This is a genomic window from Deinococcus humi, assembly GCF_014201875.1.
GTDB classification, from domain to species: Bacteria; Deinococcota; Deinococci; order Deinococcales; family Deinococcaceae; genus Deinococcus; species Deinococcus humi.
The window spans coordinates 126345-148518 of record NZ_JACHFL010000012.1 but is presented as its reverse complement, the minus strand read 5'-3'; the positions used below and the strand labels follow the sequence as shown (position 1 = coordinate 148518).

The 22174-nt window shown below is 66.3% G+C and carries 20 protein-coding genes and 1 pseudogene; 12 read left to right on the top strand and 9 right to left on the bottom strand.

What is annotated here, in order from left to right:
* From HNQ08_RS18895 to deoC, 5 genes and pseudogenes are all read right to left on the bottom strand, one after another.
* Window positions 1–272 (bottom strand): annotated as a pseudogene (locus HNQ08_RS18895) (hypothetical protein); the annotation flags it as partial.
* Between the two features lie 67 nt (window positions 273–339).
* Window positions 340–975 carry a Rod shape-determining protein MreD gene (locus tag HNQ08_RS18890; RefSeq protein ID WP_229790127.1) on the bottom strand — a complete coding sequence of 212 codons (636 nt, stop codon included), beginning with the start codon at window positions 973–975 and terminating at the stop codon, window positions 340–342.
* Window positions 975–1757 carry a rod shape-determining protein MreC gene (locus HNQ08_RS18885; RefSeq protein WP_184135622.1) on the bottom strand — a complete coding sequence of 261 codons (783 nt, stop codon included), beginning with the start codon at window positions 1755–1757 and terminating at the stop codon, window positions 975–977. The genes HNQ08_RS18890 and HNQ08_RS18885 overlap by 1 nt, the downstream gene beginning before the upstream one ends.
* On the bottom strand, window positions 1754–2383 hold the full coding sequence (locus tag HNQ08_RS18880; protein WP_184135620.1) for a Maf family nucleotide pyrophosphatase: 630 nt from the start codon (window positions 2381–2383) through the stop codon (window positions 1754–1756). The genes HNQ08_RS18885 and HNQ08_RS18880 overlap by 4 nt, the downstream gene beginning before the upstream one ends.
* Complete coding sequence (gene deoC, locus HNQ08_RS18875) at window positions 2383–3060, bottom strand: deoxyribose-phosphate aldolase (RefSeq protein WP_229790126.1); 678 nt, start codon at window positions 3058–3060, stop codon at window positions 2383–2385. The genes HNQ08_RS18880 and deoC overlap by 1 nt, the downstream gene beginning before the upstream one ends.
* Window positions 3061–3256: 196 nt before the next feature.
* On the opposite strand from deoC, the gene HNQ08_RS18870 reads away from it, so the two are divergent.
* From HNQ08_RS18870 to galK, 8 genes are all read left to right on the top strand, one after another.
* Window positions 3257–4015: a DeoR/GlpR family DNA-binding transcription regulator gene (locus tag HNQ08_RS18870; protein ID WP_184135615.1), complete on the top strand. Its 759-nt coding sequence runs from the start codon at window positions 3257–3259 to the stop codon at window positions 4013–4015.
* A 48-nt stretch (window positions 4016–4063) separates the two neighbouring features.
* Window positions 4064–5335 (top strand): ABC transporter substrate-binding protein, encoded by a 1272-nt coding sequence (locus tag HNQ08_RS18865; protein ID WP_184135613.1) that lies wholly within the window; start codon window positions 4064–4066, stop codon window positions 5333–5335.
* A gap of 196 nt (window positions 5336–5531) precedes the next feature.
* Window positions 5532–6443 carry a carbohydrate ABC transporter permease gene (locus tag HNQ08_RS18860; RefSeq protein ID WP_184135610.1) on the top strand — a complete coding sequence of 304 codons (912 nt, stop codon included), beginning with the start codon at window positions 5532–5534 and terminating at the stop codon, window positions 6441–6443.
* Window positions 6440–7312 (top strand): carbohydrate ABC transporter permease, encoded by an 873-nt coding sequence (locus HNQ08_RS18855; protein ID WP_184135608.1) that lies wholly within the window; start codon window positions 6440–6442, stop codon window positions 7310–7312. The genes HNQ08_RS18860 and HNQ08_RS18855 overlap by 4 nt, the downstream gene beginning before the upstream one ends.
* Before the next feature lie 179 nt (window positions 7313–7491).
* Window positions 7492–9516 (top strand): beta-galactosidase, encoded by a 2025-nt coding sequence (locus tag HNQ08_RS18850; RefSeq protein WP_184135605.1) that lies wholly within the window; start codon window positions 7492–7494, stop codon window positions 9514–9516.
* The gene (locus HNQ08_RS18845; protein WP_184135603.1) at window positions 9509–10990 is read left to right on the top strand and encodes a glycoside hydrolase family 36 protein; all 1482 of its coding nucleotides are present in this window, start codon (window positions 9509–9511) and stop codon (window positions 10988–10990) included. The genes HNQ08_RS18850 and HNQ08_RS18845 overlap by 8 nt, the downstream gene beginning before the upstream one ends.
* On the top strand, window positions 10987–12090 hold the full coding sequence (galT, locus tag HNQ08_RS18840) for a galactose-1-phosphate uridylyltransferase (protein ID WP_184135601.1): 1104 nt from the start codon (window positions 10987–10989) through the stop codon (window positions 12088–12090). The genes HNQ08_RS18845 and galT overlap by 4 nt, the downstream gene beginning before the upstream one ends.
* Window positions 12077–13108, top strand: a complete 1032-nt coding sequence (galK, locus tag HNQ08_RS18835; RefSeq protein WP_184135599.1) for a galactokinase — start codon at window positions 12077–12079, stop codon at window positions 13106–13108. The genes galT and galK overlap by 14 nt, the downstream gene beginning before the upstream one ends.
* A gap of 91 nt (window positions 13109–13199) precedes the next feature.
* On the opposite strand, the gene HNQ08_RS18830 is transcribed toward galK, so the two are convergent.
* The 3 genes from HNQ08_RS18830 to nth all read right to left on the bottom strand — a co-directional run bounded on the left by HNQ08_RS18830 (window position 13200) and on the right by nth (window position 16836).
* Window positions 13200–14720, bottom strand: a complete 1521-nt coding sequence (locus tag HNQ08_RS18830) for a DUF512 domain-containing protein (RefSeq protein WP_184135597.1) — start codon at window positions 14718–14720, stop codon at window positions 13200–13202.
* Between the two features lie 171 nt (window positions 14721–14891).
* Window positions 14892–16109 (bottom strand): MFS transporter, encoded by a 1218-nt coding sequence (locus tag HNQ08_RS18825; protein ID WP_184135595.1) that lies wholly within the window; start codon window positions 16107–16109, stop codon window positions 14892–14894.
* Window positions 16110–16146: 37 nt separating this feature from the next.
* Window positions 16147–16836, bottom strand: a complete 690-nt coding sequence (nth, locus tag HNQ08_RS18820) for an endonuclease III (protein WP_229790125.1) — start codon at window positions 16834–16836, stop codon at window positions 16147–16149.
* Between the two features lie 74 nt (window positions 16837–16910).
* On the opposite strand from nth, the gene HNQ08_RS18815 reads away from it, so the two are divergent.
* From HNQ08_RS18815 to HNQ08_RS18805, 3 genes are all read left to right on the top strand, one after another.
* Window positions 16911–17132, top strand: coding sequence for a hypothetical protein (locus HNQ08_RS18815; RefSeq protein WP_184135592.1), 222 nt, complete (start codon window positions 16911–16913; stop codon window positions 17130–17132).
* A 116-nt stretch (window positions 17133–17248) separates the two neighbouring features.
* On the top strand, window positions 17249–18916 hold the full coding sequence (locus HNQ08_RS18810; protein WP_184135590.1) for a P-loop NTPase: 1668 nt from the start codon (window positions 17249–17251) through the stop codon (window positions 18914–18916).
* A gap of 96 nt (window positions 18917–19012) precedes the next feature.
* Complete coding sequence (locus HNQ08_RS18805) at window positions 19013–20587, top strand: O-antigen ligase family protein (protein WP_184135587.1); 1575 nt, start codon at window positions 19013–19015, stop codon at window positions 20585–20587.
* On the opposite strand, the gene HNQ08_RS18800 is transcribed toward HNQ08_RS18805, so the two are convergent.
* The gene (locus tag HNQ08_RS18800) at window positions 20584–21987 is read right to left on the bottom strand and encodes an SAM-dependent methyltransferase (RefSeq protein ID WP_184135585.1); all 1404 of its coding nucleotides are present in this window, start codon (window positions 21985–21987) and stop codon (window positions 20584–20586) included. The two genes, HNQ08_RS18805 and HNQ08_RS18800, sit on opposite strands and share 4 nt — an antisense overlap.
* Here HNQ08_RS18800 and HNQ08_RS18795 point away from each other — a divergent pair.
* The gene (locus HNQ08_RS18795; protein WP_184135583.1) at window positions 21986–22129 is read left to right on the top strand and encodes a hypothetical protein; all 144 of its coding nucleotides are present in this window, start codon (window positions 21986–21988) and stop codon (window positions 22127–22129) included. The two genes, HNQ08_RS18800 and HNQ08_RS18795, sit on opposite strands and share 2 nt — an antisense overlap.
* Window positions 22130–22174 lie beyond the last annotated feature (45 nt).

Sequence of the window (22174 nt, the reverse complement as noted above, 5' to 3'; positions counted from 1 at the left end):
CGGATCTCGCCGCGCAGGGCACGGATCACCTCATCGCGCTGGAAGTTGCTGGCCGACTGCACCGCATACTGGCTGTGTTGCGTGACCTGCAGGGTATACAGCCGCGCCCCCAGCCCCAGCAGCCCCAGGCTGAATGCGAAGGCCACCCAGCCCACCCGCGCGGCCCCGCTGCTGGCCCCCTCCTTCTTAATCCTGACGGCCCGTTTGCGCTCACGCTTGAGCCGCTCGTGGCGTTGATCGGGGCGGTGCAGGGGATGTTCGGCGCGGCTCACGCGAAGCCCGCCGCCGGGCAGTCCCGCCCCGCACTCCATACCGCACCGTTCACCGTTCTCTCCTTCCTCACGCCAGTTTCTCCTGCGGGCCGGGGCGTGGACCGATGCCCCAGCGCACGGCCCAGTCCCACAGCGGGTACGCCAGCAGTGTACCCAGCAGCAGGCTGGGAATCGTGTTCAGCAGCAGCTTCACCGTGATCAGTTCGGAGCGCAGCCAGTAGGCCAGCAGCCCGAAGGTCAGCCACTCGCCCACAAGCGCACCTACCACGCTCAGCGCGCTCTGAAGGGGACCGGAGTCGGCCACGTAGCGCCGGATCAACACCGCCAGCAGCGCCGCCCCGGCCAGCCCCGCCGCATGCAGGCCCAGCACGCCGCCGCCCAGCAGGTCCTGGCCCAATCCCACACCGTAGGCGGCCACCAGCGCCCATCCCGGCACCATGCGCCACGCCAACGCCACAGCAGTCAACAGGAACAGATCGGGAGCCGCGAGGCCAGCCGCGTCAGCCAGCCGGGACAGCAGGCCCTGCACGGCGATCAGCAGCGCGGCGTAGACCACCCCCCGGAAAATCCGCTCCGGACCACGCTGCGGCAGGCCGGCCCGCGGCCCCAGACCGCCTCGGCCCAGGCCGCCCCGGTTGAACCGCCCTGCACCACTGCCCCGCTGACCCCATCTGCGCTGACCCAGCCCTCGCCGCCCCAGCATTACAGGCCCTCCAGAATGGTCACGTCTTCCACCACGCCCAGGTCCACCGCCGGCCGGACAATCACAGAGCGGTTGACATCGTTTGGCCCCAACGGCAGGACCTGCTCCACCGTGCCCACCCGCACGCCCACCGGGTAGACCCCGCCCAGGCTCGAGGTCACCAGAGTGTCTCCCGCCTTGATTGGCACACTGCGCGAGAACTCGGCGCGCAGGCGATCTGGCGGGACGCCGTGGGCCAGGCCGCGTCCACCGCCGCCGCCCTGCAGGGTGACCCCCACGGTGCTTTCGGGGTCCACCAGGGAGACCACTGTCGCCCTGGACGCGCTGACACCCGTGACCTGTCCTACCAGCCCGCCGGGCACCGTGACTGGCATGCGAACGCGCACACCGTCGCGCGTGCCCCTGTTGAGGGTCAGGCGCGACAGCAGCGGGCTGGGATCGACGGCAATGACCTGCGCGATCCCCACCGCGTTGGGGGCCTGCGTGCGGGTGATGATCTCCAGCTGTTTTAAGCGACTGGCCTCGCGGGTTAGCAACTCGTTCCGCTGACGTAACACATCGTTTTCCACCTGCAATCTGCTGACCTCGGCCCGCAGGTCCCGCTGCTGGGTCACGCTCGTCACGGCGCGGCGCAGGTTATCGGCCACCACCACGCCCACCTGCGAGACCGGCGCGGTGAACGAGCGCAGCGCGGTGGGCGGCACCACCTGAAAGCGCGTCAGCACCATGCTGATCAGCAGCAACCCTACGAAAACCAGACCCAGCTGCCGCCCCCCCGTCACGCCGGAGCCGCCTCCGGACTGCTCCTTGTGGACTGGGGCGCACCCCAGATTGGAACGCCGTGTTCACGCAGCAGCTCAATCACCAGCGACAGCGGAAAGCCCACCACGTTGGAGAACTCGCCGTCGATGCGGGACACCAGCGCCTGACCCAGCCCCTGCACGCCGTAACCGCCTGCCTTGTCCAGCCCCTCGCCGGACTGTGCGTAGTAGTCAATCTCGGCTTCAGACAGGGCGCGGAAGGTCACATCGGTGCGGGCGACCTCGGTGCGCTCGTGGCCGCCCACAAACACCGAAACGCCCGTGAACACCCCATGCGAGCGGCCCGAGAGCTGGCGCAGAAAATCGGCGTTCTCGGCGGCGTTGGCAGGCTTGGCCAGCAGCGTGCCGTCCACGGCCACCACCGTGTCGGCGGCAATGACCAGCGCGTCCGGATTCAGGGCGGCCACGCTGCGGCCCTTAAGAGCCGCCAGTTCGGCGGCCAGCGCGTGCGGATCGGTCTCGGCGCTGTCCTCGTCCTCGCCGCTGACCTGCACGCGGAAGGTCACGCCCAGCAGAGTCAGCAGTTCGCGCCTCCGGGGGCTGCCGGAGGCGAGGACGACTTCAGGAATCTGGGATTGAGCCGCCATCAATACCCCTCGCCGCTCTGCTCGCCAGCCATCCCATCTTCAGCAACCAGGGCCACACCGCCGGACGTGCCCAGGCGGTCCGCCCCGGCCTCGATCATGGCGCGGGCATCCGCCGCGCTGCGGACGCCGCCCGCCGCCTTGATTTTCGCGCGGCCCGCAATGACCTCGCGCATCAGCCGGACATCATCGAGCGTTGCGCCCCCGGTGCCGAAGCCGGTACTGGTCTTCACGAAGTCTGCGCCGCCCGCGACCGCCGCTTCCGTCGCGCCGCGCTTCTGCTCATCGTCCAGGTAGCACGTTTCGATGATCACCTTCAGAACATGTTCGGGAATGGCCTGCCGCACCGCGCGCACGTCGGCCTGCACGCTGTCCCAGTCCTCAGCTAAGACCGCGCCGATGTGGATGACCATGTCCACCTCGTCCGCTCCCTCCTCCACACTCAGGCGGGCCTCCACAGCCTTCTGGCCGCTGGTCACTGCCCCCAGCGGAAAGCCGCAGACGGTGGCGACCTTGACCCCACTGCCGTCCAGCTCGGCGCGAGCCTGCGCCACGTACACGGGATTGACGCACACGGCGTAAAAGGCGTTGTCGCGGGCCTCCTGACACAGTCTGGAAATATCGGCGGGTGTTGCGGTGGCCTTCAGCAGGGTGTGGTCAATGTAGGGAGCGAGCTTCACGCTCCCCAGCATACGAGTGATGGCGCTGAGAAGTGCGGGGAGGCTTGGTCCGCTCGGCGTATTTCGTGCGGACGGGCAGCCTGATCGTGATGGGCTGTGGGCTGCTCTTTCATGGCAGGGAAGCGACTCTTGACGCGGAAGCAGTTCCAACATAAACTCCGAAAGCAACGAAAATCGCACAAACGAGGGGGTGAACATGATTCAGGCCCGCAGAAGCGAGATTCTCTCTCTTGCACAGCAAAATGGGGAAGTTTCCGCATCCGAGCTTTCAAAACTTCTGGGGGTTTCGGAAGTCACTGTTCGCAGTGACCTGAAAGCGCTGGCGACGTCTGGCCAGTTGCGCCGGACCCGCGGCGGAGCGCGGCTGCCGCTGGATATCCAGCGCGAATTCCCGCTCGAGGAAACCAGCCGCAAGCACTCAGCGGCCAAGCGGCGCATCGGGCGGGCGGCGGCAGCGCTCGTTCAGGACGGCGAGACCGTGTTCCTGGACGTGGGCAGCACCACCACCGAGGTGGCCCGCGCGCTGCCGCCCACGTTGCGTGGCGTGACCATCATTACCAACGGCCTGAACATTGCCCTGGAACTGGAACGACTGCCGAACGTGCGCGTGATCGTCACCGGCGGCATGCTGCGTCCGCTACAGCACTCGCTGGTCAGCCCCTACGCCCTGGAAGTGCTGGGACGCATTCATGCGGATCGGCTGTTTCTGGGCTGCAACGGTGTGAGTGCCCAGGCGGGCGTGACCAACGCCAACCACGAGGAAGCGGAGATCAAACGCATCATGGTGCATCAGGCCCGTGAAATCGTGGTGGTGGCCGATCACAGCAAGCTCGGGCAGGTCAGTCAGGCGCAGGTGGCGTCGGTGGCTGCCGTTCACACCCTGATTACCGACAGACACAGCGGCGAACCCCCCACCGATCTCCTGAATTGCATTCCCGATCTTCAACTGGTTTAAACTGCGCGCCCCATTCTCCTCAACACCCAACCCATCTCGGAGGTTCCCATGAAGAAAGTTATGCTGTCCCTGTCCGCCCTGCTGCTCGCCGGTTCCGCCGCCGCTCAGGACCTGTCCGGCACCATCACCGTCTGGTCCTGGGATGCCGCCGCCAAGGCGCTGGAAAGCACCATTCCCAGCTTCAACAAGAAGTACCCCAACGTGACAGTCAAGGTTGAGGACCTGGGCAACCAGAACGTGTACGACCGGGGACTGGCCGGATGCGCCGCCGGGGGCCAGGACATGCCCGACGTCTATTCCATCGAGAACAACGAGGCCGAGGTGTTCTGGTCACGCTTCCCCAACTGCTTCGTGGACCTGAACACCAAGGGCGCGGACAAGCTGGTTAAGAACTTCCCAGCCTTCAAGTGGACCGAGCTGACGGCGGGCAACAAACGCTTCGCCATGCCCTGGGATTCCGGCCCCGTGGTGATGTTCTACCGCCGCGACCTGTATCAGCAGGCGGGCGTCAACCCGGCCAACATCAAGACCTGGGACGACTTTATCGCGGCGGGCAAGAAGGTCAATGCCAAATTCAACAACAATGTGAAGATGGCGACCGTCGCCAACGGCCAGGATGACGAATGGTTCCGCATGCTCGCCAACCAGAACGGCTGCTTTTACTTCGACAACGCCGCCAAGGCGGTCACGATCAATCAGCCGGGATGCGTGACGGCCCTGAACACCATCAAGAAGCTGTACGACGCGCAGGTCGTCACCACCGGCGACTGGGGCGGCCAGATCACCAACGTCAAGGCAGGCAAGACCGCCAGCGCCATGTTCGGCGCGTGGTATGAGGGCACCATCCGCACCAACGCCCCGGATCAGAAGGGCAAGTGGGGCGTGTACCTGATGCCCGCCTCCAAGGCCGGGGGCGTGCGCGCCAGCAACCTGGGCGGCAGCGCTCTGGCGATTCCCAGCTCCAGCAAGAACCAGGCGGCAGCCTACGCCTTCATCGAAAACGCTCTGGCCACCGCTGGCGGTCAGGTCACCATGCTCAAGTCTCAGGGCCTGGTGCCCAGCCTGCTCAGTGCCACCAAGGACCCCTACGTGAAGACCGCACAGCCGTACTGGGGCAACCAGGCCGTGTGGCAGACCATCCTCGGAACCCTGGGTGACGTGCCCCAGGCGCGCGGCACCCAGTACTTCCAGGACGCCCGTCAGGTCATGATCGTGGTGCAGGCCGACTACATCAAGGGCCGCTACAAGACCGCCAAGGAAGCCCTGGACGACGCCGCCAAGAAGATCAGCAGCGCCACGGGCCTGCCTGTCGCCAAGTAAGGCCGTCAGGACAGCGGCCAGCGCCTGGCACTCCCGTCTTCTGCTGTGGAGTCCGGATAGCGGGCCGGGCCTGAGCGCGGTGTGATGGCAATGGGCGAGGGAATGGCGACCACACGGACGCCCGCTTCCCTCGCTCAGCGCTGTTTTTACCGCTCTCGCCTCCTTCGCTCCTCCTCCGTGTTCTGCCGAGGTAGTCATGACCACTTCACAGCCGCTCTCCCCTGCCCCCCGGCGCGCGCGCACCGGGCGCTGGGCGCGCACCCCCAAAGCGCCGTACCTGTTTATCCTGCCGTACCTGCTGATCTTCCTGACCTTCTGGGCCTGGCCGATCGTCAGCTCATTTCTGATGAGCTTCAAGGATTCGCGTCTTGGGGCAGACGCGCCCTACGCCCTATCCAACTGGTCCCGACTGACCCAGGACGAGTTCTTTCGCACCGCCCTGCGAAATACCCTGGTGATTCTGGTGATTCAGGTGCCGCTCATGCTGTCGCTGGCCACCGTCCTGGCCGTGGCCCTGAACAGCAAACTGCTCAGGGCCGCCGGATGGTTCCGTTTCGCCTTTTTCGCGCCGCTGGTGGTGGGTACAGTGGCGTATTCGGCAGTGTTCCGGCTGCTGTTCAACACCGATTTCGGCGTGGTCAACCGCGCCCTGACCGGCATTGGCCTGCCCGCCGTGGACTGGCTCAATCAGTCTGGCCCGGCCATGTCCGTGATCATCCTGGCCATGACCTGGCGCTGGACGGGCTACAACGCCATCATCCTGCTGGCCGGGCTACAGGGCATCAGCGAGGACGTGTATGAAGCCGCCAGCATCGATGGGGCCACGCCCACGCAGCAGTTCTGGAAGATCACGCTGCCGCTGCTGAGACCCACGCTGCTGTTCTGCATGGTCCTGAGCGTGATCGGCACGCTGCAACTGTTCACTGAGCCCGCGCTGATTACCAACAGCGGTCCTGGCAACGCCACCATGACGCTGGGGACATACCTGTACCAGCAGGGGTTCCGCTCGTTCAACTTTGGTTACGCCAGTGCCATCGCGTACACGGTGGCCGCCATCGCCGCCGTGTTCAGCATTATCCAGCTTCGACTCTTCGGGAGGGAAACATGACGGCCAGGCCGCAGGTGGCTGCCCACGACTCACCGGGCGTAGTCGCCCGCAGACGCACAAGCGCATTCTGGCTGCACCTGGCCCTGCTGCCGCTGGCGCTCCTCTTTCTGGCGCCACTATGGATCATGGCCGTGTTCAGTACCCACCCGGAAACCGCCATTTTCAGCCCCAATCCGCCGCTGTGGTTCGGCGGAGCCTTTCTGGAAAATTTCCGGGGGCTGCAGGCCGATACCAACTTCATCCGGACGCTGTTCAACAGCACCGCCATCGCGACGCTCTACACCGTCTTCAGCATGCTGCTGACCAGTATGGGCGGTTACGCTTTCGCCAAGTTTGATTTTCCCGGCAAGAACTGGCTGTTCGGCCTGATCCTGGCGACGCTGACCATTCCCGCTTTCGTGACCATCATTCCGCAGTTCATTCTGGTGGCGCGCGACCTGAAGCTGTCGAACACCTACTGGGCCGTCATTCTGCCGACACTGGCGAATACCATCGGCATCTTCTACATGCGTCAGGCTTTCCAGACCGTCCCCAGCGACCTGCTGAACGCCGCCCGCATCGACGGCGCGTCCGAGGGCCGCATCTTCTGGCAGATCGCGCTGCCCATCGTGCGCCCGGCCCTGGCTGCCCTGGCCATTCTGCTGTTCCTGGCCTCCTGGAACGATTACCTGTGGCCGCTGATCGTGCTCACGCAAAAGGACAGCTACACCATGCCGGTGGCGCTGGGCACCCTGGTGGGCCTGACCCGCGTTTCCTGGGGCGGCATCATGGTGGGCACGGCGATTGCCACCATTCCCTTTCTGGCACTGTTCTTGTCGCTGCAACGGCATTTCGTCGCCGGGATTGCGGGCGGTGCGGTCAAGGACTGATGGCCAAGGCCCAGGCGTCTTTCCCCTCCTCCCGAGCAATGGCTGGAGGGGAAAACTAAACGCCAGCCCAGATCTCCCTGAACAGAACGACAACCCACATTCATACCGTGCGGTTTAGCCTGTCTGAGTCATCCCCGTGATCCTTCAGACTTTTCGACTTCCACTCCCCAGGACATGCCATGACCCAATCCGACGCCACCCCCGCCCCCCATCTCCTGCTCGGTTCCTGCGATTATCCGGAGCATGTGCCGCCAGACCGCTGGGCGCGCTACGCGCAGCAGCAGAGGGAACTGGGCCTGACCTACGTGCGAATCGCCGAATTCGCCTGGAGCCGCATGGAGCCGCTGCCCGGCCAGTACGACTGGGCCTGGCTGGACACGGCTATCGAGGCTTACCATGCTGCGGGCATGCGCGTGGTGCTGTGCACGCCGACGCCCACACCGCCGGCGTGGCTGGTGCGCGCCCACCCCGAAATTCTACCGATTGATGCCCAGGGTCGCGTCCGCGAGTTCGGATCACGGCGGCAGTACGATTTCGCCTCGGCGGTCTACCGCGAGCATTCCCGGCGCATCACGCGGGCGATGGCCGAACGCTACGGCAACCATCCAGCGGTGGCGGGCTGGCAGACGGACAACGAGTTCGGCTGCCACAACACGGCCCGCAGTTATGGCGGAGCCAGTGCCGCCGCCTTTCCAGGCTGGCTGGAGCGCAGATACGGCACGCTGGAGGCCCTGAACACCGCCTGGGGCAACGTCTTCTGGAGCATGGAATACAACGACTGGGCGCAGATCAAGCCTCCCAATCTGACAGTGACTGAGCCAAACCCGTCGCATGTGCTGGATTTCTACCGCTTCGCCTCGGACATGATTGCCGAGTTTCAGGCCGAGCAGGTGGCGATCCTGCGTGAGCTGTCGCCGGGGCGCTTCATCACGCACAACTTCATGATCTTCGAGACGGGCTTTGACCACTACGCCGTGGCGCGGGGTCTGGACTTCGTGACCTGGGACAATTACCCGCTGGGTATGCTGGAATTCTTCGCTCCATCCGGCAGCGGCGAGGACGTGAAGACCCACTTTGCGCGGACGGGACAGCCGGATCTGATCGCCTTCAACCATGACCTGTACCGGGGCGTGCTGGGCGGCCACAACGCGCTGGGACGCGAGGGCCAGGGCACGCCGAACGGCCCCTGGGTAATGGAGCAACAGTGCGGGCAGGTCAACTGGGCGCCCTTCAACCCGCTGCCTGCCGAGGGGGCGGTGCAACTGTGGACGGCGCAGGCGTGGGCACACGGCGCGGATGTCGTCAGCTACTTTCGCTGGCGGGCCGCCACAATGGCGCAGGAGGTCATGCACAGCGGTCTGCTGCGGCACGACGAGACGACGGACCGCGGCTACGCCGAGGTGGCCGAACTGGACACCACGCAGTTTCCGGTGGGCGAGGTAGCCGCGAGAGTCGCCTTGCTTCATGACTACGAGAGCCTGTGGCTTTACGACGAGCAGAAACACAGCGCCAGCCTCAGCTACTGGACCCAGACGCTGACCTACTATTCGGCGCTGCGGGCGCTGGGCATGGATGTGGATGTGATTCACGCCGACGCCGACCTGAGCGGTTACGCGGTGATCGTCGCGCCGGCCATCACCCTGGTCTCGCAGGAGCGGTCGGCGCATTGGACAGCTGCGGTGGAAGCCGGGGCGAAACTGGTCTGCGGCCCGCGCACCGCCTTCCGCACGCCCGGCGGCGAAACCTGGGCGGACGGGCAGTTCGGCCCGCTGTCGGCCCTGGTGGGCGCGAAACTGCTTCAGTACGATTCGCTGCGCCCCACCCTTGCTCAGCAGATCGAGGGCGACGGCGGCACATTCGAGGCACACGGCTGGGCCGAGAGCTACCGCACCCAGGACGCGCAGACCCTGTACAGCTACTCCGGCGGCCCGCTGGACGGCCAGAGCGCGGTGATCCGCAAGGACAACGTCACCGTGATCGGCGCGCACAGCGCCCAGCTTGTCGGCACTGTGCTGGCCGAGGTGCTGACGAACGCAGGCGTGCCCATCGTCCCACTGCCAGACGGCGTGCGGCTCAGCCGACGCGCCGGAAAAACGCTGCTGCAGAACTGGAATCCGGACGCGGTGGAGTGGAACGGACGCACGCTGAACCCGGTCAGTTTCACCGTGCTGGACAGTGTTGTGCTGGAGAATCAAAATGCCTGAATGGAACCTCTCAATAGCTCCTGCCCACGTCCGTGTGCTGATTAGCGGTTACCAGTCGTGGAGTGAGGCGGAGCTGCGCCCGCTGACCGACGTCCAGGCCGTCCCGCTGATGGCCTGGCGACATGAACAGGGCCACGATCCAGCCTTTCTGCCCAGTGGCGAGGCGGGGGTGTGGCGCAGTCATACCGTGCTGGCGCTGGTCCGTCCTGACGGCGGCGGCTGGGTGGGCGCGGCCAAGGATGCCACGGGCAGCTTCATCCACTGGGAGGCGCGGGCCAAAGGTGACGCAGTGCATGTGTCGGCCACCGTAGAGGGACCGGATGTCGAGCTGACCTGGGACGACACGGACGACGTGATCCTCACACTGGAGCGCCGCGCCGCCGAGCTGGGGCAGAACATGCACGCCCGCACGCCGGCGCCGCAGCGGGTCTGGTGCAGCTGGTACAGCTATTACCGGGGCGTGACGCTGGAAGCGATGCTGGAGAATGCCCGGCTGGCCCGGCAGCACAACCTCCCCTTCGACGTGTTTCAGCTGGACGACGGCTTCCAGAGCGATCTGGGCGACTGGTTCACCGCCTCAGACCACTTCGGCGGGCACGCCCGTGATCTCCCGGCAGGGCTGAACCAACTGGGCTTCACGGCGGGACTGTGGCTGGCCCCCTTCCTGGCCTCGCCGACCTCGCAGCTGTTTGCCGATCATCCCGAGTGGATGCTGCGCGGCGAGGACGGCAGGCCGCTCAGTGTGGGGCACAACTGGGGCGGGGCGTACCACGCGCTGGACACCACACACCCGCAGGTGCTGGCGTGGTTGCGTGAGCTGGCCGCTACGGCGCGCAGCTGGGGCTACCCGTATCTGAAGCTGGATTTCCTGTACGGCGCGGCGCTGCCAGGGGTGCGGCACGACCCGACGGTGGGCCGGGCGCAGGCATACCGCATGGGCCTGCAAGCCCTGCGCGACGGGGCCGGGGAGGACGCCTTCCTGCTGGGCTGCGGCGCGCCGCTGGCCGCCAGCGTCGGCCTCGTGGACGCCATGCGCACCGGGCCGGACGTGGCCCCGCTGTGGGACGAGGACTCGCGCCGCGTCTGGCTGGGCGACGCCACTGGCCCCAGCGCCCGCAACGCGCTGCACACTGCCCTGTCGCGCTGGTATCAGCACGCCTGGTACCAGCCGGACCCGGACGTGGCCATCTGCCGCCGCGAACTGAGCCTGCTGACCGCCACCGAGCGCCACACCATCGCCGCCATGCTGGACGTGGTGGGCGGCCTGCGGGCCAGCAGCGATCCGATTGCCATGCTGGACGCCGATGGACTGGCGTTGCTGCGGCGTTGCCTGGAGATCAGCGGACCGGACCGTCCCACCACCCTCACCGAAAGTCTTGGAGGAGCCGTGACCCGATTCAGCCGCGCAACATTCAACCTGACCGATTCGCGCGTGGGCGATCTGCCCGCGCACGGCGCACAGTGGCCGCTATGACCGCCACTACCCCCCAGACGTATCAGGAGGAATACCTGAAACCGGATGGCCGCCCGCTGACGCTGTACGGGCTTCACCCCATCGTGGTCACGTCTGAGATTCCCAGCCCCAGCCCGGACCCTGTGGACGCGCGCCCAGTCATGCGCTGGCACCCCCTGCGCGGCGAGTGGGTCATGTATGCGGCCCACCGTCTGGGCCGGACTTTCCTTCCCCCACCCGAATACAATCCCCTGGCGCCGACTTCGGACCCGGACCATCCCACCGAGTTGCCGCGCGGGCAATACGATCTGGCCGTCTTCGCCAACCGCTTTCCCAGCCTGACCCTGAATGCGCCTGAACCTCCGCCCGGCCCGGCAGACACGCGGGCAGGCGTGGGGGCATGCGAAGTCGTGGTCTTCAGCCAGAACGCAGCGGGACGGCTCTCCGATCTCAGTGACGCGCAGATGGGTTTGCTGCTGACCGTGTGGGCGGACCGGACGTCGCGTTTTGCGGAAGGTGGGGTCATCAAAAGCGTGCTGGCCTTCGAGAACCGCGGCGTGGAGGTAGGGGTGACGTTGCACCATCCCCACGGGCAGATTTATGCCTATGACCACATTCCACCCGTGGCTGGCCGGATGCTGGAGATGGCCCAGAAACACCAGACCGAGACCGGGACGCCCTGGCTGCTGGATTTCGTGGCGGCGGAACGGGCGGCGGGGGAGCGTCTTATTCACGACGGGGGAGCGGCGCTGAGCGTGGTGCCGCCGTTTGCGCGCTACACCTACGAGACGTGGATTGTGCCCACCCGTCCGGTCAGCCTGCTGTCCGAGCTGACGGACGAGGAGCGCGACGCTTTTGCCCGGGTGCTGAAGGACGCGCTGCTGCGTCTGGACGCCCTGTTCGGCGTGCGGATGCCGTACCTGCTGACCGTGCATCAAGCGCCGCTGGACGCACCCCATCCCGAGTTTCCCCTCCACATCGAGCTGTACCCGTACCTGCGGGCCCCAGGCCGCATGAAGTATCTGGCCGGCACGGAGCAGGGGGCGGGCGAATTCGCCAACGACAAGTTCCCCGAAGTGGCGGCCGCAGAACTACGGGAGGTGAATCTTGACCACGTTTGAGCAGGTGTTCGGGCAGGCACCAGAAGTCTCGGCCTCTGCGCCGGGGCGGGTGAATCTGCTGGGTGAGCACACCGACTACCAGGGTGGCTTCGTGCTGCCCACCGCCATTCCGCAGCGGGCAACGGTGGGCCTCCGACGCAACGGCACCGACACGCATGTGCTGTACAGCGCCAATCTTGACCGGACGCTGCATGTCCCGGTGGGAGAGGTGGGCGAGGACTTCGCCCCCTACCTGACCGGCTGCCTGAACCTGAGCGGCGTGACCGAGGGGCTGAATGTCCACGTCACCAGTGAAGTGCCCAGCGGCGGGCTAAGCAGCAGCGCAGCGCTGGAGGTGGCTACCTTGCGGGCTCTGCGCGAGCTGTACGGCCTCGATCTGGACAACGTGGCCCTCGCACTACGCGGCGTGCAGGTGGAACACGAGTTCGTGGGCGTCCAGTGCGGCGTGATGGACCAGCTCGCCAGCAGCCTGGCCGACACCCGGACCATGCTGCTGATCGATACCCGCAGCCTGGAACGCCGCGCCGTGCCGTTTCCGGCGGGGGCCGAGGTGCTGGTGATGGACTCGGGCGTGCCGCGCCGTCTGGCCGAGAGCGGCTACAACGAGCGCCGCGCCCAGGTAGAAGCGGCAGCCGAGTTGCTGGGTGTCCCGCAACTACGCGACGTGACCGACATTGCGGCGGTGGAAACGCTGCCCTCTCCTCTGCGGGAACGTGCCCGCCACGTGGTGTCCGAGAACACTCGCGTACTGGCCGGGCTAGAGGCCGACGCTGCCACCTTCGGCCAGCTGATGAACGCCACGCACGCCAGCCTGCGCGACGATTACGAGGTGTCACACCCCCAAGTGGACGAGCTGGTGGCGCTGTTGCAGGCCCAGGCGGACGTGTTCGGAGCGCGGATCACCGGGGCGGGCTTCGGCGGCGCTGTGGTGGCGCTGGTGCGCGAGGGCACGGCGGTGGCCGTGGGTGAGGCCGTGGTGGTCCAATACGGCACACTCGGAAAGGTGGTGGTGCCCTAGCCCTTCATAACGTGGGCCGTGAGGCCTAACCCAAAAGGTCCAGCCGCAACACGTTTGCTCGCGGCTGGACCATCTGGTGACCTGGCTGTCCCTACGCCTGCCCGCGCATCCCCCGTTCGGGCACCTCGATTTCCAGTGGCGTGTGGCCGCTGTCCTTGACCGCGTGGGCACTCATGCCCCACTGGTGGCCGCTGCTCTGGGCGCCGTCCAGAATCACGCGGGCCAGTTCACCCAGCGTCGCGCCGCCCGCCCGCACGTCCATGCGGAATTCCTGGCGCAACTCGCCCAGGCTCACGTCGTCCAGCATCAGCTCGGTGCCGTAGCGCAGTGTGGTGGGCGGGACGATCAGCAGATCGGCCTCGCCCGTCTTAATGGCGTGCCGAAAGCAGCGTCCGGTCAGCAGGCCCGCCACCGTAGTCACGGGGCCGAAGGTCTTGTTGGTCACGGCGCGGACCTCCAGCGTCAGACCCCCAATGGCCCGCAAGGGTTCCACAGCGCGGTCCAGCGATTCGGCGAACAGCGTACCGGTGCCCAGAATCACCTTGCGCGGCTCCGGCAGGGAGGCAGGCAATTCGGGCAAATCTTCGGTGAGAAAGTCACGGATCATGCCCACGCCGTTTTCCAGCATGGGAAAGCCCTCGTACTCCTCCTCGCTGGGCAACGGCTCGCCGGCCAGCAGGTACAGTTCGTCGGAGGGGAACACGAAACGGGTACCGCGCTCGTTCAGGAACTTCTTGCGCCACACGTTCAGGCGGCGCAGGCTGTCGCGGGCCTCTTCCCTGTTGAACGTCCGCACGTCCGGCAGATTGGTGCGGTGCGAGGTCAGGCCAATCGGCACCACCGCCGCGCTGATCACGTTGGGGCGGCTGCTCAGATACTCCACGGTGTCGTCAAGGTTCTCGCCGTCGTTGCGCTCGGGCACCAGCACGATCTGGGTGTATAGATCGATGGATTCCAGCCGCTCGATCATGCTGCGGATCTGCACGGCCTGCTGGTCTTTGACCTTGAGTTTCCACCACTTCATCATGTTCTGGCGCAGGTCCTGGTTGGCCGTGTGCACCGAGACATACAGCGGCGACAGGTTCTCGTCCAGAATCCGGTTGATATCGCTCTCAGACAGGTTGGTCAGCGTGACGAACGAGCCGTAGAGAAAGGACAGGCGGTAGTCGTCGTCCATGATGTACAGGCTCTTGCGAAAGCCGCGCGGCATCTGATGGACGTAGCAGAAATCGCACTTGTTGGCGCAGAGGTGAATGCCGTCGAACAGCACTTCCTCGAATTCCAGGCCCGGATCTTCCCACTCCACGTCGAAGGTGAAGGTGTCGTCCAGGCTGGGCGGCGCCACCATCTGCAGGCGGTGGTGGTCCTGCGCGGTGCCGGGCACGCCAGTCATGGCGCGCGGTGCCTCTTTGGGGCGGGCAATTTCCAACGTGGCCCGGCCCTGGGAGAGCCGATGGCGGTAGGCCAGCACGTCGGTCACGGCCTCGCCGTTGACGCGCAGCAGCACATCGCCGGGGCGCACCCCTGCTTGTGCGGCGGGGCTGTCGGCCTCAACGGACTTGATAGGCGCTGGAAAAAGATCTGGTACTGGTTGTTTGGCTGCTGCGGTCAAAAAATCACCCCTCTGGCCTAGATAGAAGCTGGCCTGCTGCTGAGGGACACCGGTTTCGACACGACAAAGGGCGGCCCCACTCGAACAAAATAGGCTAACAGAGATAAGGAAGCCGGGATGTGAGACGGATTGCCTTGAGGCCGGGGCGGGGGCTTAGGGTTTGCCCCTTCCCTACACCGGCGAGGTCAGGGCCTGGCGTCGCGCCGGGCGGTATAGCCCCAGGTAGATGGCCAGCACGCTGCCGGCGTACATCAGCAGGGTCCACGCAAACAGCAACTGAAAGGCCAGAGCGAATGGCAACTGGCCGCGTACCACGCCCGCCACCACGCTGCTGACGGCCCAGCCCGAGTCCCAGGCGATCACGTTGAGGGCCGAGTACATGGGGCGGTCATTTTCCTCCAGCGAGGACATGGCGTAGGCTCCGTACACCGGCCCCGCGGCGTTCATCAGGGCCCCGCGTGTGAACAGGGCCAGGGTGACCATCCACAGGTGCGGCGCGAAGCCCAGCAATGCCAGGAACGGCAGGCTGCTGGCCTGCACCAGCAAGACCACCTGCAACTGCCCCAGTCGGCGCACCAGAAGCGGCTGAAGCAGCGCGGTGGCCGCCGTCGCCAGACTGGCCCACGCGAACAGCTGGCCCAGACTGGCGTAGTCAATCCTGAATTTACCCTCGATAAACACGTTCAGGAAGGGAATGGTGGCGCCGGCCCCCAGGCCGACGAGCAGGTTGGGAAAGATCAGCCGGAACATCGTCGCCTTGTCGCGCACGGCAAAGCTCCGTCCGCTCTGCGAGGACTTGCCGCTGGGTTTCAGTTTCAGGGCCGGAAGCAACCCCAGCAGTTGCAGCGCGGTGGCTGCGAACAGGGCCGTTCGCAGCGCCCCCAGTCCATCCGGCTCGGTAGACGTGATCTGCGCGTAGGCTTCCGGCACGCGCCCGCCGAGCATGTTGCCGACAAAGCCCGCGCCGGTCATTAACGCGCTCTGGACACTGAACAGGGTCACGCGGCTGCGCTCGTCGCTGTTGTTGGCCATGAAGGGTGAGCCGGCGACGGTCAGCAGCGCCGCGCCCGCCCCCTGGACCAGTGCGCCGACCACCACCCCGCCCGCACCCCCGGCCAGCGCCAGAATCAGTGTGCCCACCAGACTCAGGGCCACCCCGATCTTGATGGTGTGCGCGTTGCTGATGCGCCGGGCCAGCGCCACGGCGGGCAGGCTGAGAAAGACCAGCGTCAACGCCGGCAGCGCGTTCATGACACCCTGCCACTCCGGCCCCAGCCCCAGCGCCCGCAGGTAGAAGTTCAGGAACAGTGCCAGAAACGCCTGCGCCAACCCGAAGGACAACGAGGTGGTCAGGTACAGCCACACCTGCGGGGAGAATCGCCAGGTCATCAGAGGGGCGTCTCACGGTGTGTCAGGGGACGTCTCCTCAAGCCTCCACCCCGACTTTCGGGCAGAACGCTGCCAATTCGCACGCTCCACACTGCGGGTTGCGGGCCATGCACACGCGCCGCCCGTGCAGGATCAGCGCGTGATGCAGGAAGACCCAGCGTTCGCGGGGAAACAGCTTTTGCAGATCCGTTTCCACCCGGTCCGGGTTGGTCTGCACACTCAGGCCCAGGCGGCGCGACAGGCGGCCCACGTGGGTGTCCACGGCAATGGCCGGAAAGCCGTAAGCGTTGCTCAGGACCACGTTGGCAGTCTTGCGGCCCGCGCCGGGCAGGGCCACCACCGCCTCAAAATCATCCGGCACCTCGCCGCCGTGCCGCTCCACCAGCAGCCGGGCCAGCGCCGCCAGATTGCGGGCCTTGCCCCGAAACAACCCGATGCGCCGGATAAACGGCTCGAGGTCCTCCGCTTCAGCCTGGGCCATGGCATGGGCGTCGGGATACCTCTCGAACAGGGCGGGCGTGGCGGCATTCACGCTGACGTCCGTCGCCTGGGCACTCAGGACAGTGGCGACCAGCAGTTCAAAGGGCGTCCTGAAAGCAAGCTCGGTGCGGGCATCGGGATACAGCCGTTCAAGCGAGGCCAGCACCTGCGGAGCGCGCTCCCTGGCTCCCTTTGGCAGAGGCGCCACGCCGCGCCCAGCGGGTTTTTTGGGGGCAGAGGAGGTCACCGTGTCAGGCTAGCGCCTCCAAACTCCACCTGTCTGCACGCAACTTCCTTTCCATCTGGCGCGTACCTGAAGGCATGAGAGTCCTTTCGCTGGTTTTCGGAATCCTCGCCGCGCTCGGCCTGCTGCTGGGCTTCCTGCCCTTTTTCGGCTGGCTCAACTGGATTTTCGTCCTGCCTCCTGCTGTCCTGGGCCTGATCTTCGGGGCACTGGGGCGTGACCGGGGCGCCCTTACGCTGAACGCAATCGTGGCCGTACTGGGCGCGCTGCGGCTGATGCTGGGTGGGGGCGTGATCTAGGAGGAGTCCGTTTATGATGGACATAGGTGAGAGTCGGCCCTTCTAGGACGAGTTTCACTTACTCTGCTTAATCAAATGTGAGGGTTCCTCACTTTCAGAGGTTACACTCATTTTGAATGCAGAGTGCGCCTCCCCGTCCCGTGAATGCGGATCAAATTGACCTCCGACAGGTTTTCGGCACCCTCAGACGGTACGCGCCGCTCCTGATCCTGACGCCTGTGGTGGTCGCCGGGGCGACATATCTGCTGTCCAGCCGGCAGGCTCCGGTCTACGAGTCCAGCGCCAGCATCATCGCAGTGGACAGCAACGCCCAGAACTCGCTGATCAACAACACGCTGGTCACGGCCCCCCCACTGCCCCAGGGAGCGGTGGAACAGGTGTTGCACAGCCGCAGTCTGGTCACGACCATCATTGACAGGCTCGAAAAGAGCGATCTACCTCCCGAGATTGTGGGCAAGATGAGCAGCGACCTGAGCAAGGAGCTCTCGGCCAACGCGTTCAGCCGCCTGAAGGTGCGTGCCCGCCTGGACACCCAGCAGCGCGGTGTGTACGAGATCCAGGCGCAGGGTGAGACGCCCGAGGCAGCCCGCCAGCTGGCCGAGGACGGCGTCGCTGCGCTGCTGGCCTGGGACAATGACCGCGCCAAGCAGAGCGTGACCCGCTCGCGCCAGAGCCTGCAGGCCCAGCTCCAGAACCTGACGGCGCGCATCGACTCAATCAATGACCCGCTGGAGCGCCAGAGCCTGGTGGCGGCGCGCGGCCAGGTGCTGCAAAACCTGTCGCAAATGGCCGTTCTGGAAACGGCAGCAACCGGCACGCTGATCCCGGTGGCCGACGCGGTGGCCCCCAACCGTCCCGTGTCGCCGCGCCCGCTGCGCAATGCGGCGCTGGCCGGGCTGCTTTCGCTGTTCCTGGTGACTGGGCTGGTGCTGCTGAGCGACAGTCTGCGCCGCCGGGTCAACGGCACCGAGGATCTGCTGCCACTGGGCCTGCCGGTGCTGGCGCAGCTGCCGCTGGTGCGGCGCCGCAACATGAGCGCCGGATTCCTGCCCGCCAGCCACAGCGGGCCGCTGTACGAGAGCATCGGCTTCCTGCGTATCAACGTGCAGTCCATGCTGGGCGATGGCAGCCACCGCCGCCTGGTGATTTCCAGCTCCTACCCCGGTGAGGGTAAGAGTTCCATGACGGCGGCGCTGGCCGAGAGCCTGGGAGCCGCCGGTCAGAAGGTCCTGGTCATCGACGCCGACCTACGCCGCCCCACCCAGCTCAAGGTGTGGGCGCCCGACCGGATCGGCACGCACCCGCTGCCCGGCACCGACTCTGCCCTGCCGCCCGCCAACACCGTGACCGAGATGTTCCTAAGGCCCGACGCAGCCCACGCCACCAACGTGGCCACCAATGTGGATCTGTTGCCCGCCGGGACCCCCCACCGGGGGGACGGCGCGGGCAGCATCCTGAACCAGCCCGCCTTCCGGACCTATCTGGACCGCTGGGCGCAGGGCTACGACTACGTGCTGATCGACACCCCCCCCATGTTGGGCCTGCCCGATACGCTGGCTGTGGCCCCCTACACCGACGGCGTGATTCTGGTGGTGGAAGGCGGCAAGACCCGCCTGAACGACGTGGAGCGCAGCCTGCAGAACGCGCGGGTTGCCAGCGTGAATGTCCTGGGCATCGTGCTGAATAAGGTGGCCCGGACGGGCGATTCGTACTACGCCTACGCCTACGGCACGGCGGACCAGAAGGCGGACGCGGCCCCGGTACTGCCCACAGGACGGGGCTGAGCAACGGGTGACCGGCCCGCGGCCAGCAGGGCTAGGAGAAAAGATCTCCTTTTTCAGTCTTTGCTCTAGGCACTCTCTTTCTGAACCGGTCCATCCATGACCGCGACTGACCCCTCACGCCAGCTCCCAGCGTCTGTTGCCGCGCCCCCGCTGTGGCTGCGCGTGTGGTTGGCCCTGCTGGCCCCCCTGTACTTTCTGGCCCCGGTGGCGGTCTTCGCGCTCCCAGCACTGCGGCGTCTGCCGGGGGCAGCGTGGTGGGTGCTGGGTTTTTACGCTCTGAGTCAGCAACTTCCAGCGTTGCTGACCCCCGAGCCGCTGATCAATTCCGGGTTGGCGCTGGCGCGCACGCTGCTCATTTTTGGCTTTATCGCAGTAGGAGCGTCCCTGAGCAGTGCCCGGCAACTGGCCCCGTTGGGGGTCGGTCTGGCGGTGGTGTACATCACGGCGCTGGGTCTGACCGTCGAGAGCGGCCTCAACCCTCTCAGCCAGCGTCTGGGCCATCCCTACATGACGCCCATCACGCTGGGACTGGCCGGAGCAGCGGGAATCTGGCTGGCCCTTTTCGCAGGGGGCCGCCTGTGGTGGCGCGTACCGCTGGGCACGGTGGCGCTGGGCATTTTGCTACTGTCCGGCAGCCGGGGACCGCTGGCTGCCGCTCTGATAGGCGCTGCATTGGGTTTTGCCGTTCGCCAGAGCCGGCGGGTGGCGCTGGGCATTCTGACCGGGGCGGCGCTGCTGGCCGGGGGCTTTTACCTGGGACAGCGCCTGGACCTGCCCGCCATCAGTCGCCTGAGCAATGGCGACACTTCCGGACGTGATCTGGTCTGGAACAACGCCCTGTCGGTGATCCGCAGCGCGCCCGTCAGCGGGGTGGGCAGCTACCGCCTGGGCGCGCGGCTGTCTCCGCCCGGTGAGGGCTGCACGCTGTGGCCAGCCCCTGACGGCAGCGTGACCCCCTGTCCGGCGTGGATAGACCGCCTGGGCCAGCCGTGGCTGATCGCCCACAACGTCACGCTGCAGGAGCTGGCCGAGAGCGGGCCGCTGGGGCTGCTGGGGCTGTTCGTGCTGCTGGGGACGGCGGCGGCGGCGGCCTGGCGGCAGCACGATCCACTGGGCCTCGCCATCCTCTCGGGGCTACTGATCGCCACCGCCAATGACAACACCCTGATCGTTCCTGGCCCCTTCGTGGGCGAGCTGTTCTGGGTCACGGTGGGCACCGTGCTGGCACGCATGCCCCAGCGTTCCCCCGCCGTGGGCTGGGCCGGGGGCGTCACAGCGGCGGGGCTGCTGGCCGCACTCTCGTTTCCGCTGCTGGTGGGCGCCCTGCGCCCCGCCCCCCCCATCCAGGCCTCGCTGGACGCGCTGATCGCCCCCCGCAAGGTCACGGACACCCAGAACTATCAGGCGTTCGTGCGCCTGAATCTGCCGCCCGGCCCCTACCGCGTGTCCCTGCGGGCCTGTCAACGCAGCTGTTCCACCATCACCACGCTGCCCGTCACCGCGCCGGCCAGCGGTCCCACACCGCTGCTCAAGCTCGGCGGCAACCTGTACGACGTCAGGGAGCAGCGCGTGGAACTCCTGCTCTATCCCGCAAAGGGCTCGGTGCGGCCTCAGCCGCTGGCGCAGACCTCGTGGACAGTGACGCGAGCACCCAAACAGGCTTCACCCTAGGTATACAGGTCTGCCCGGCTGAGGGGCACATGCGCCCTGCGGTCCGCGTCCGGTCTGGCAAGCAGGCTCTGGAAGATCAGGAGGTTGCCGCGCTCGAAAGCCGGGACACAGGCATTCAGGTACAGACGCCACAACCGGAAGCGCTGCTCGCCCAGCGCGGCGCGGGCCTCGTTCCCGTGCGCTTCCAGATTGTCGGCCCAGTGGCGCAGGGTCAGGGCGTAGTGTTCGCGCAGGTTCTCCACATCGCGCACCTCGAACCCGGCCTCGGAGGCGCGCTGCAGGGTCTCGTAAATCGGCTGCAGTTCACCGTCGGGAAAGACGTACTTGCCCGCGAAGTTGCCGCCCTCTACCCACTGCGGCAGCCGGGGCGGACTGGGGGGGCTGGCAATCGCATGGTTCATCATCAGCCCGCCGGGCTTGAGGGCCGCGAACGCGGTGGCGAAGTACGCTGGGAGATTTCTGCTGCCCACATGCTCGGCCATGCCGATGCTGCTGATCTTGTCAAACTGTTCCCCGTCTCTGAGCACATCGCGGTAGTCACGCAGTTCCAGTTTCACCAAGTCGTCCAGCCCCGCCGCCCTCACGCGCGCCTGTCCCTCCCGGAGCTGGGCCTCGGACAGCGTCACGCCCAGCACCCGCACGCCGTAATGCTGCGCGGCGTAGATCGCCATGCCGCCCCAGCCGCAGCCGATATCCAGCAGCCGCTCGCCCGGCTTCAGGCGCAGCTTGCGACAGATGTGCTCCAGCTTGGCGGCCTGCGCCTCGTCCAGCGTCTCGGTGCCGATGGGAAAATACGCGCAGGAATAGACCATGCGGCGATCCAGCCACAGCTTGTAAAAATCGTTGGAGACGTCGTAATGGTACTGGACGGCCTGCTGATCGCGCCCCCGACTGTGGGACGGCCCTTCCAGTTTGGCCGTGATCGCCAGCGGATCAGGGGATCCCTCGCGGGTACGGCGCAGGGCGGGTAACAGCGCCAGCAGGCGAAGCAGCGTGGTGGGCGTCAGTTCCAGATCGTCGCCGAGACTGGTCACGCTGCCCACATCACCCTCGATGTCGTAGTCGCCGCGCAGGTACGCTTCACCCATATGAATGTCCAGCGGAAAGCGCAACATCCGGTCCAGGGCGTAGTCACTGTTCAGCACCAGGGTGGCGCGGGCGGGTTGCCTGGGAGCGCTCAGCACCGTGCCGTCCCACAGCCGCACATCGAAGGCACGCTTCTCGGGCAGCATCACCTCCATGATCTTCAGGGCCGTCTCTCGCTTCTGCTCCGGGGTGGGCGGCGGCTTGGTGGCGTTCCGGACCAGCAAGCCAGCACCGATGCCTGCGGCGACCAGCAGGGCGGGGGAGGTCGGACGGGAAGGGATCGGACATTGATCCGAACGCGGTGAGGCGGTCATGAACCACGTTAATCCTGAAATTGTGCGAAAAGATAAGAAAATCAGGATGCCCATTGAGCCTGTCTTGAACTCTTTCCAGATGGAAGTAAAAATGGTGATTGCCATACCGCTGCTCTCGGCGACCCTGGAACACCGCGCCTGAGACGACGATGGCCAGACAGTCCATATGGACCGCGTTCAAAACCAG

What these genes read in the sequence shown, in the direction of transcription:
- HNQ08_RS18890 (WP_229790127.1), bottom strand. Translation starts at nt 975, where the DNA reads ATGCTGGGGCGGCGAGGGCTGGGTCAGCGCAGATGGGGTCAGCGGGGC.
- HNQ08_RS18880 (WP_184135620.1), bottom strand. Translation starts at nt 2,383, where the DNA reads ATGGCGGCTCAATCCCAGATTCCTGAAGTCGTCCTCGCCTCCGGCAGC.
- HNQ08_RS18870 (WP_184135615.1), top strand. Translation starts at nt 3,257, where the DNA reads ATGATTCAGGCCCGCAGAAGCGAGATTCTCTCTCTTGCACAGCAAAAT.
- HNQ08_RS18865 (WP_184135613.1), top strand. Translation starts at nt 4,064, where the DNA reads ATGAAGAAAGTTATGCTGTCCCTGTCCGCCCTGCTGCTCGCCGGTTCC.
- HNQ08_RS18860 (WP_184135610.1), top strand. Translation starts at nt 5,532, where the DNA reads ATGACCACTTCACAGCCGCTCTCCCCTGCCCCCCGGCGCGCGCGCACC.
- HNQ08_RS18855 (WP_184135608.1), top strand. Translation starts at nt 6,440, where the DNA reads ATGACGGCCAGGCCGCAGGTGGCTGCCCACGACTCACCGGGCGTAGTC.
- HNQ08_RS18850 (WP_184135605.1), top strand. Translation starts at nt 7,492, where the DNA reads ATGACCCAATCCGACGCCACCCCCGCCCCCCATCTCCTGCTCGGTTCC.
- HNQ08_RS18845 (WP_184135603.1), top strand. Translation starts at nt 9,509, where the DNA reads ATGCCTGAATGGAACCTCTCAATAGCTCCTGCCCACGTCCGTGTGCTG.
- galT (WP_184135601.1), top strand. Translation starts at nt 10,987, where the DNA reads ATGACCGCCACTACCCCCCAGACGTATCAGGAGGAATACCTGAAACCG.
- HNQ08_RS18825 (WP_184135595.1), bottom strand. Translation starts at nt 16,109, where the DNA reads ATGACCTGGCGATTCTCCCCGCAGGTGTGGCTGTACCTGACCACCTCG.
- HNQ08_RS18815 (WP_184135592.1), top strand. Translation starts at nt 16,911, where the DNA reads ATGAGAGTCCTTTCGCTGGTTTTCGGAATCCTCGCCGCGCTCGGCCTG.
- HNQ08_RS18810 (WP_184135590.1), top strand. Translation starts at nt 17,249, where the DNA reads ATGCAGAGTGCGCCTCCCCGTCCCGTGAATGCGGATCAAATTGACCTC.
- HNQ08_RS18805 (WP_184135587.1), top strand. Translation starts at nt 19,013, where the DNA reads ATGACCGCGACTGACCCCTCACGCCAGCTCCCAGCGTCTGTTGCCGCG.
- HNQ08_RS18795 (WP_184135583.1), top strand. Translation starts at nt 21,986, where the DNA reads ATGAACCACGTTAATCCTGAAATTGTGCGAAAAGATAAGAAAATCAGG.
- HNQ08_RS18800 (WP_184135585.1), bottom strand. Translation starts at nt 21,987, where the DNA reads ATGACCGCCTCACCGCGTTCGGATCAATGTCCGATCCCTTCCCGTCCG.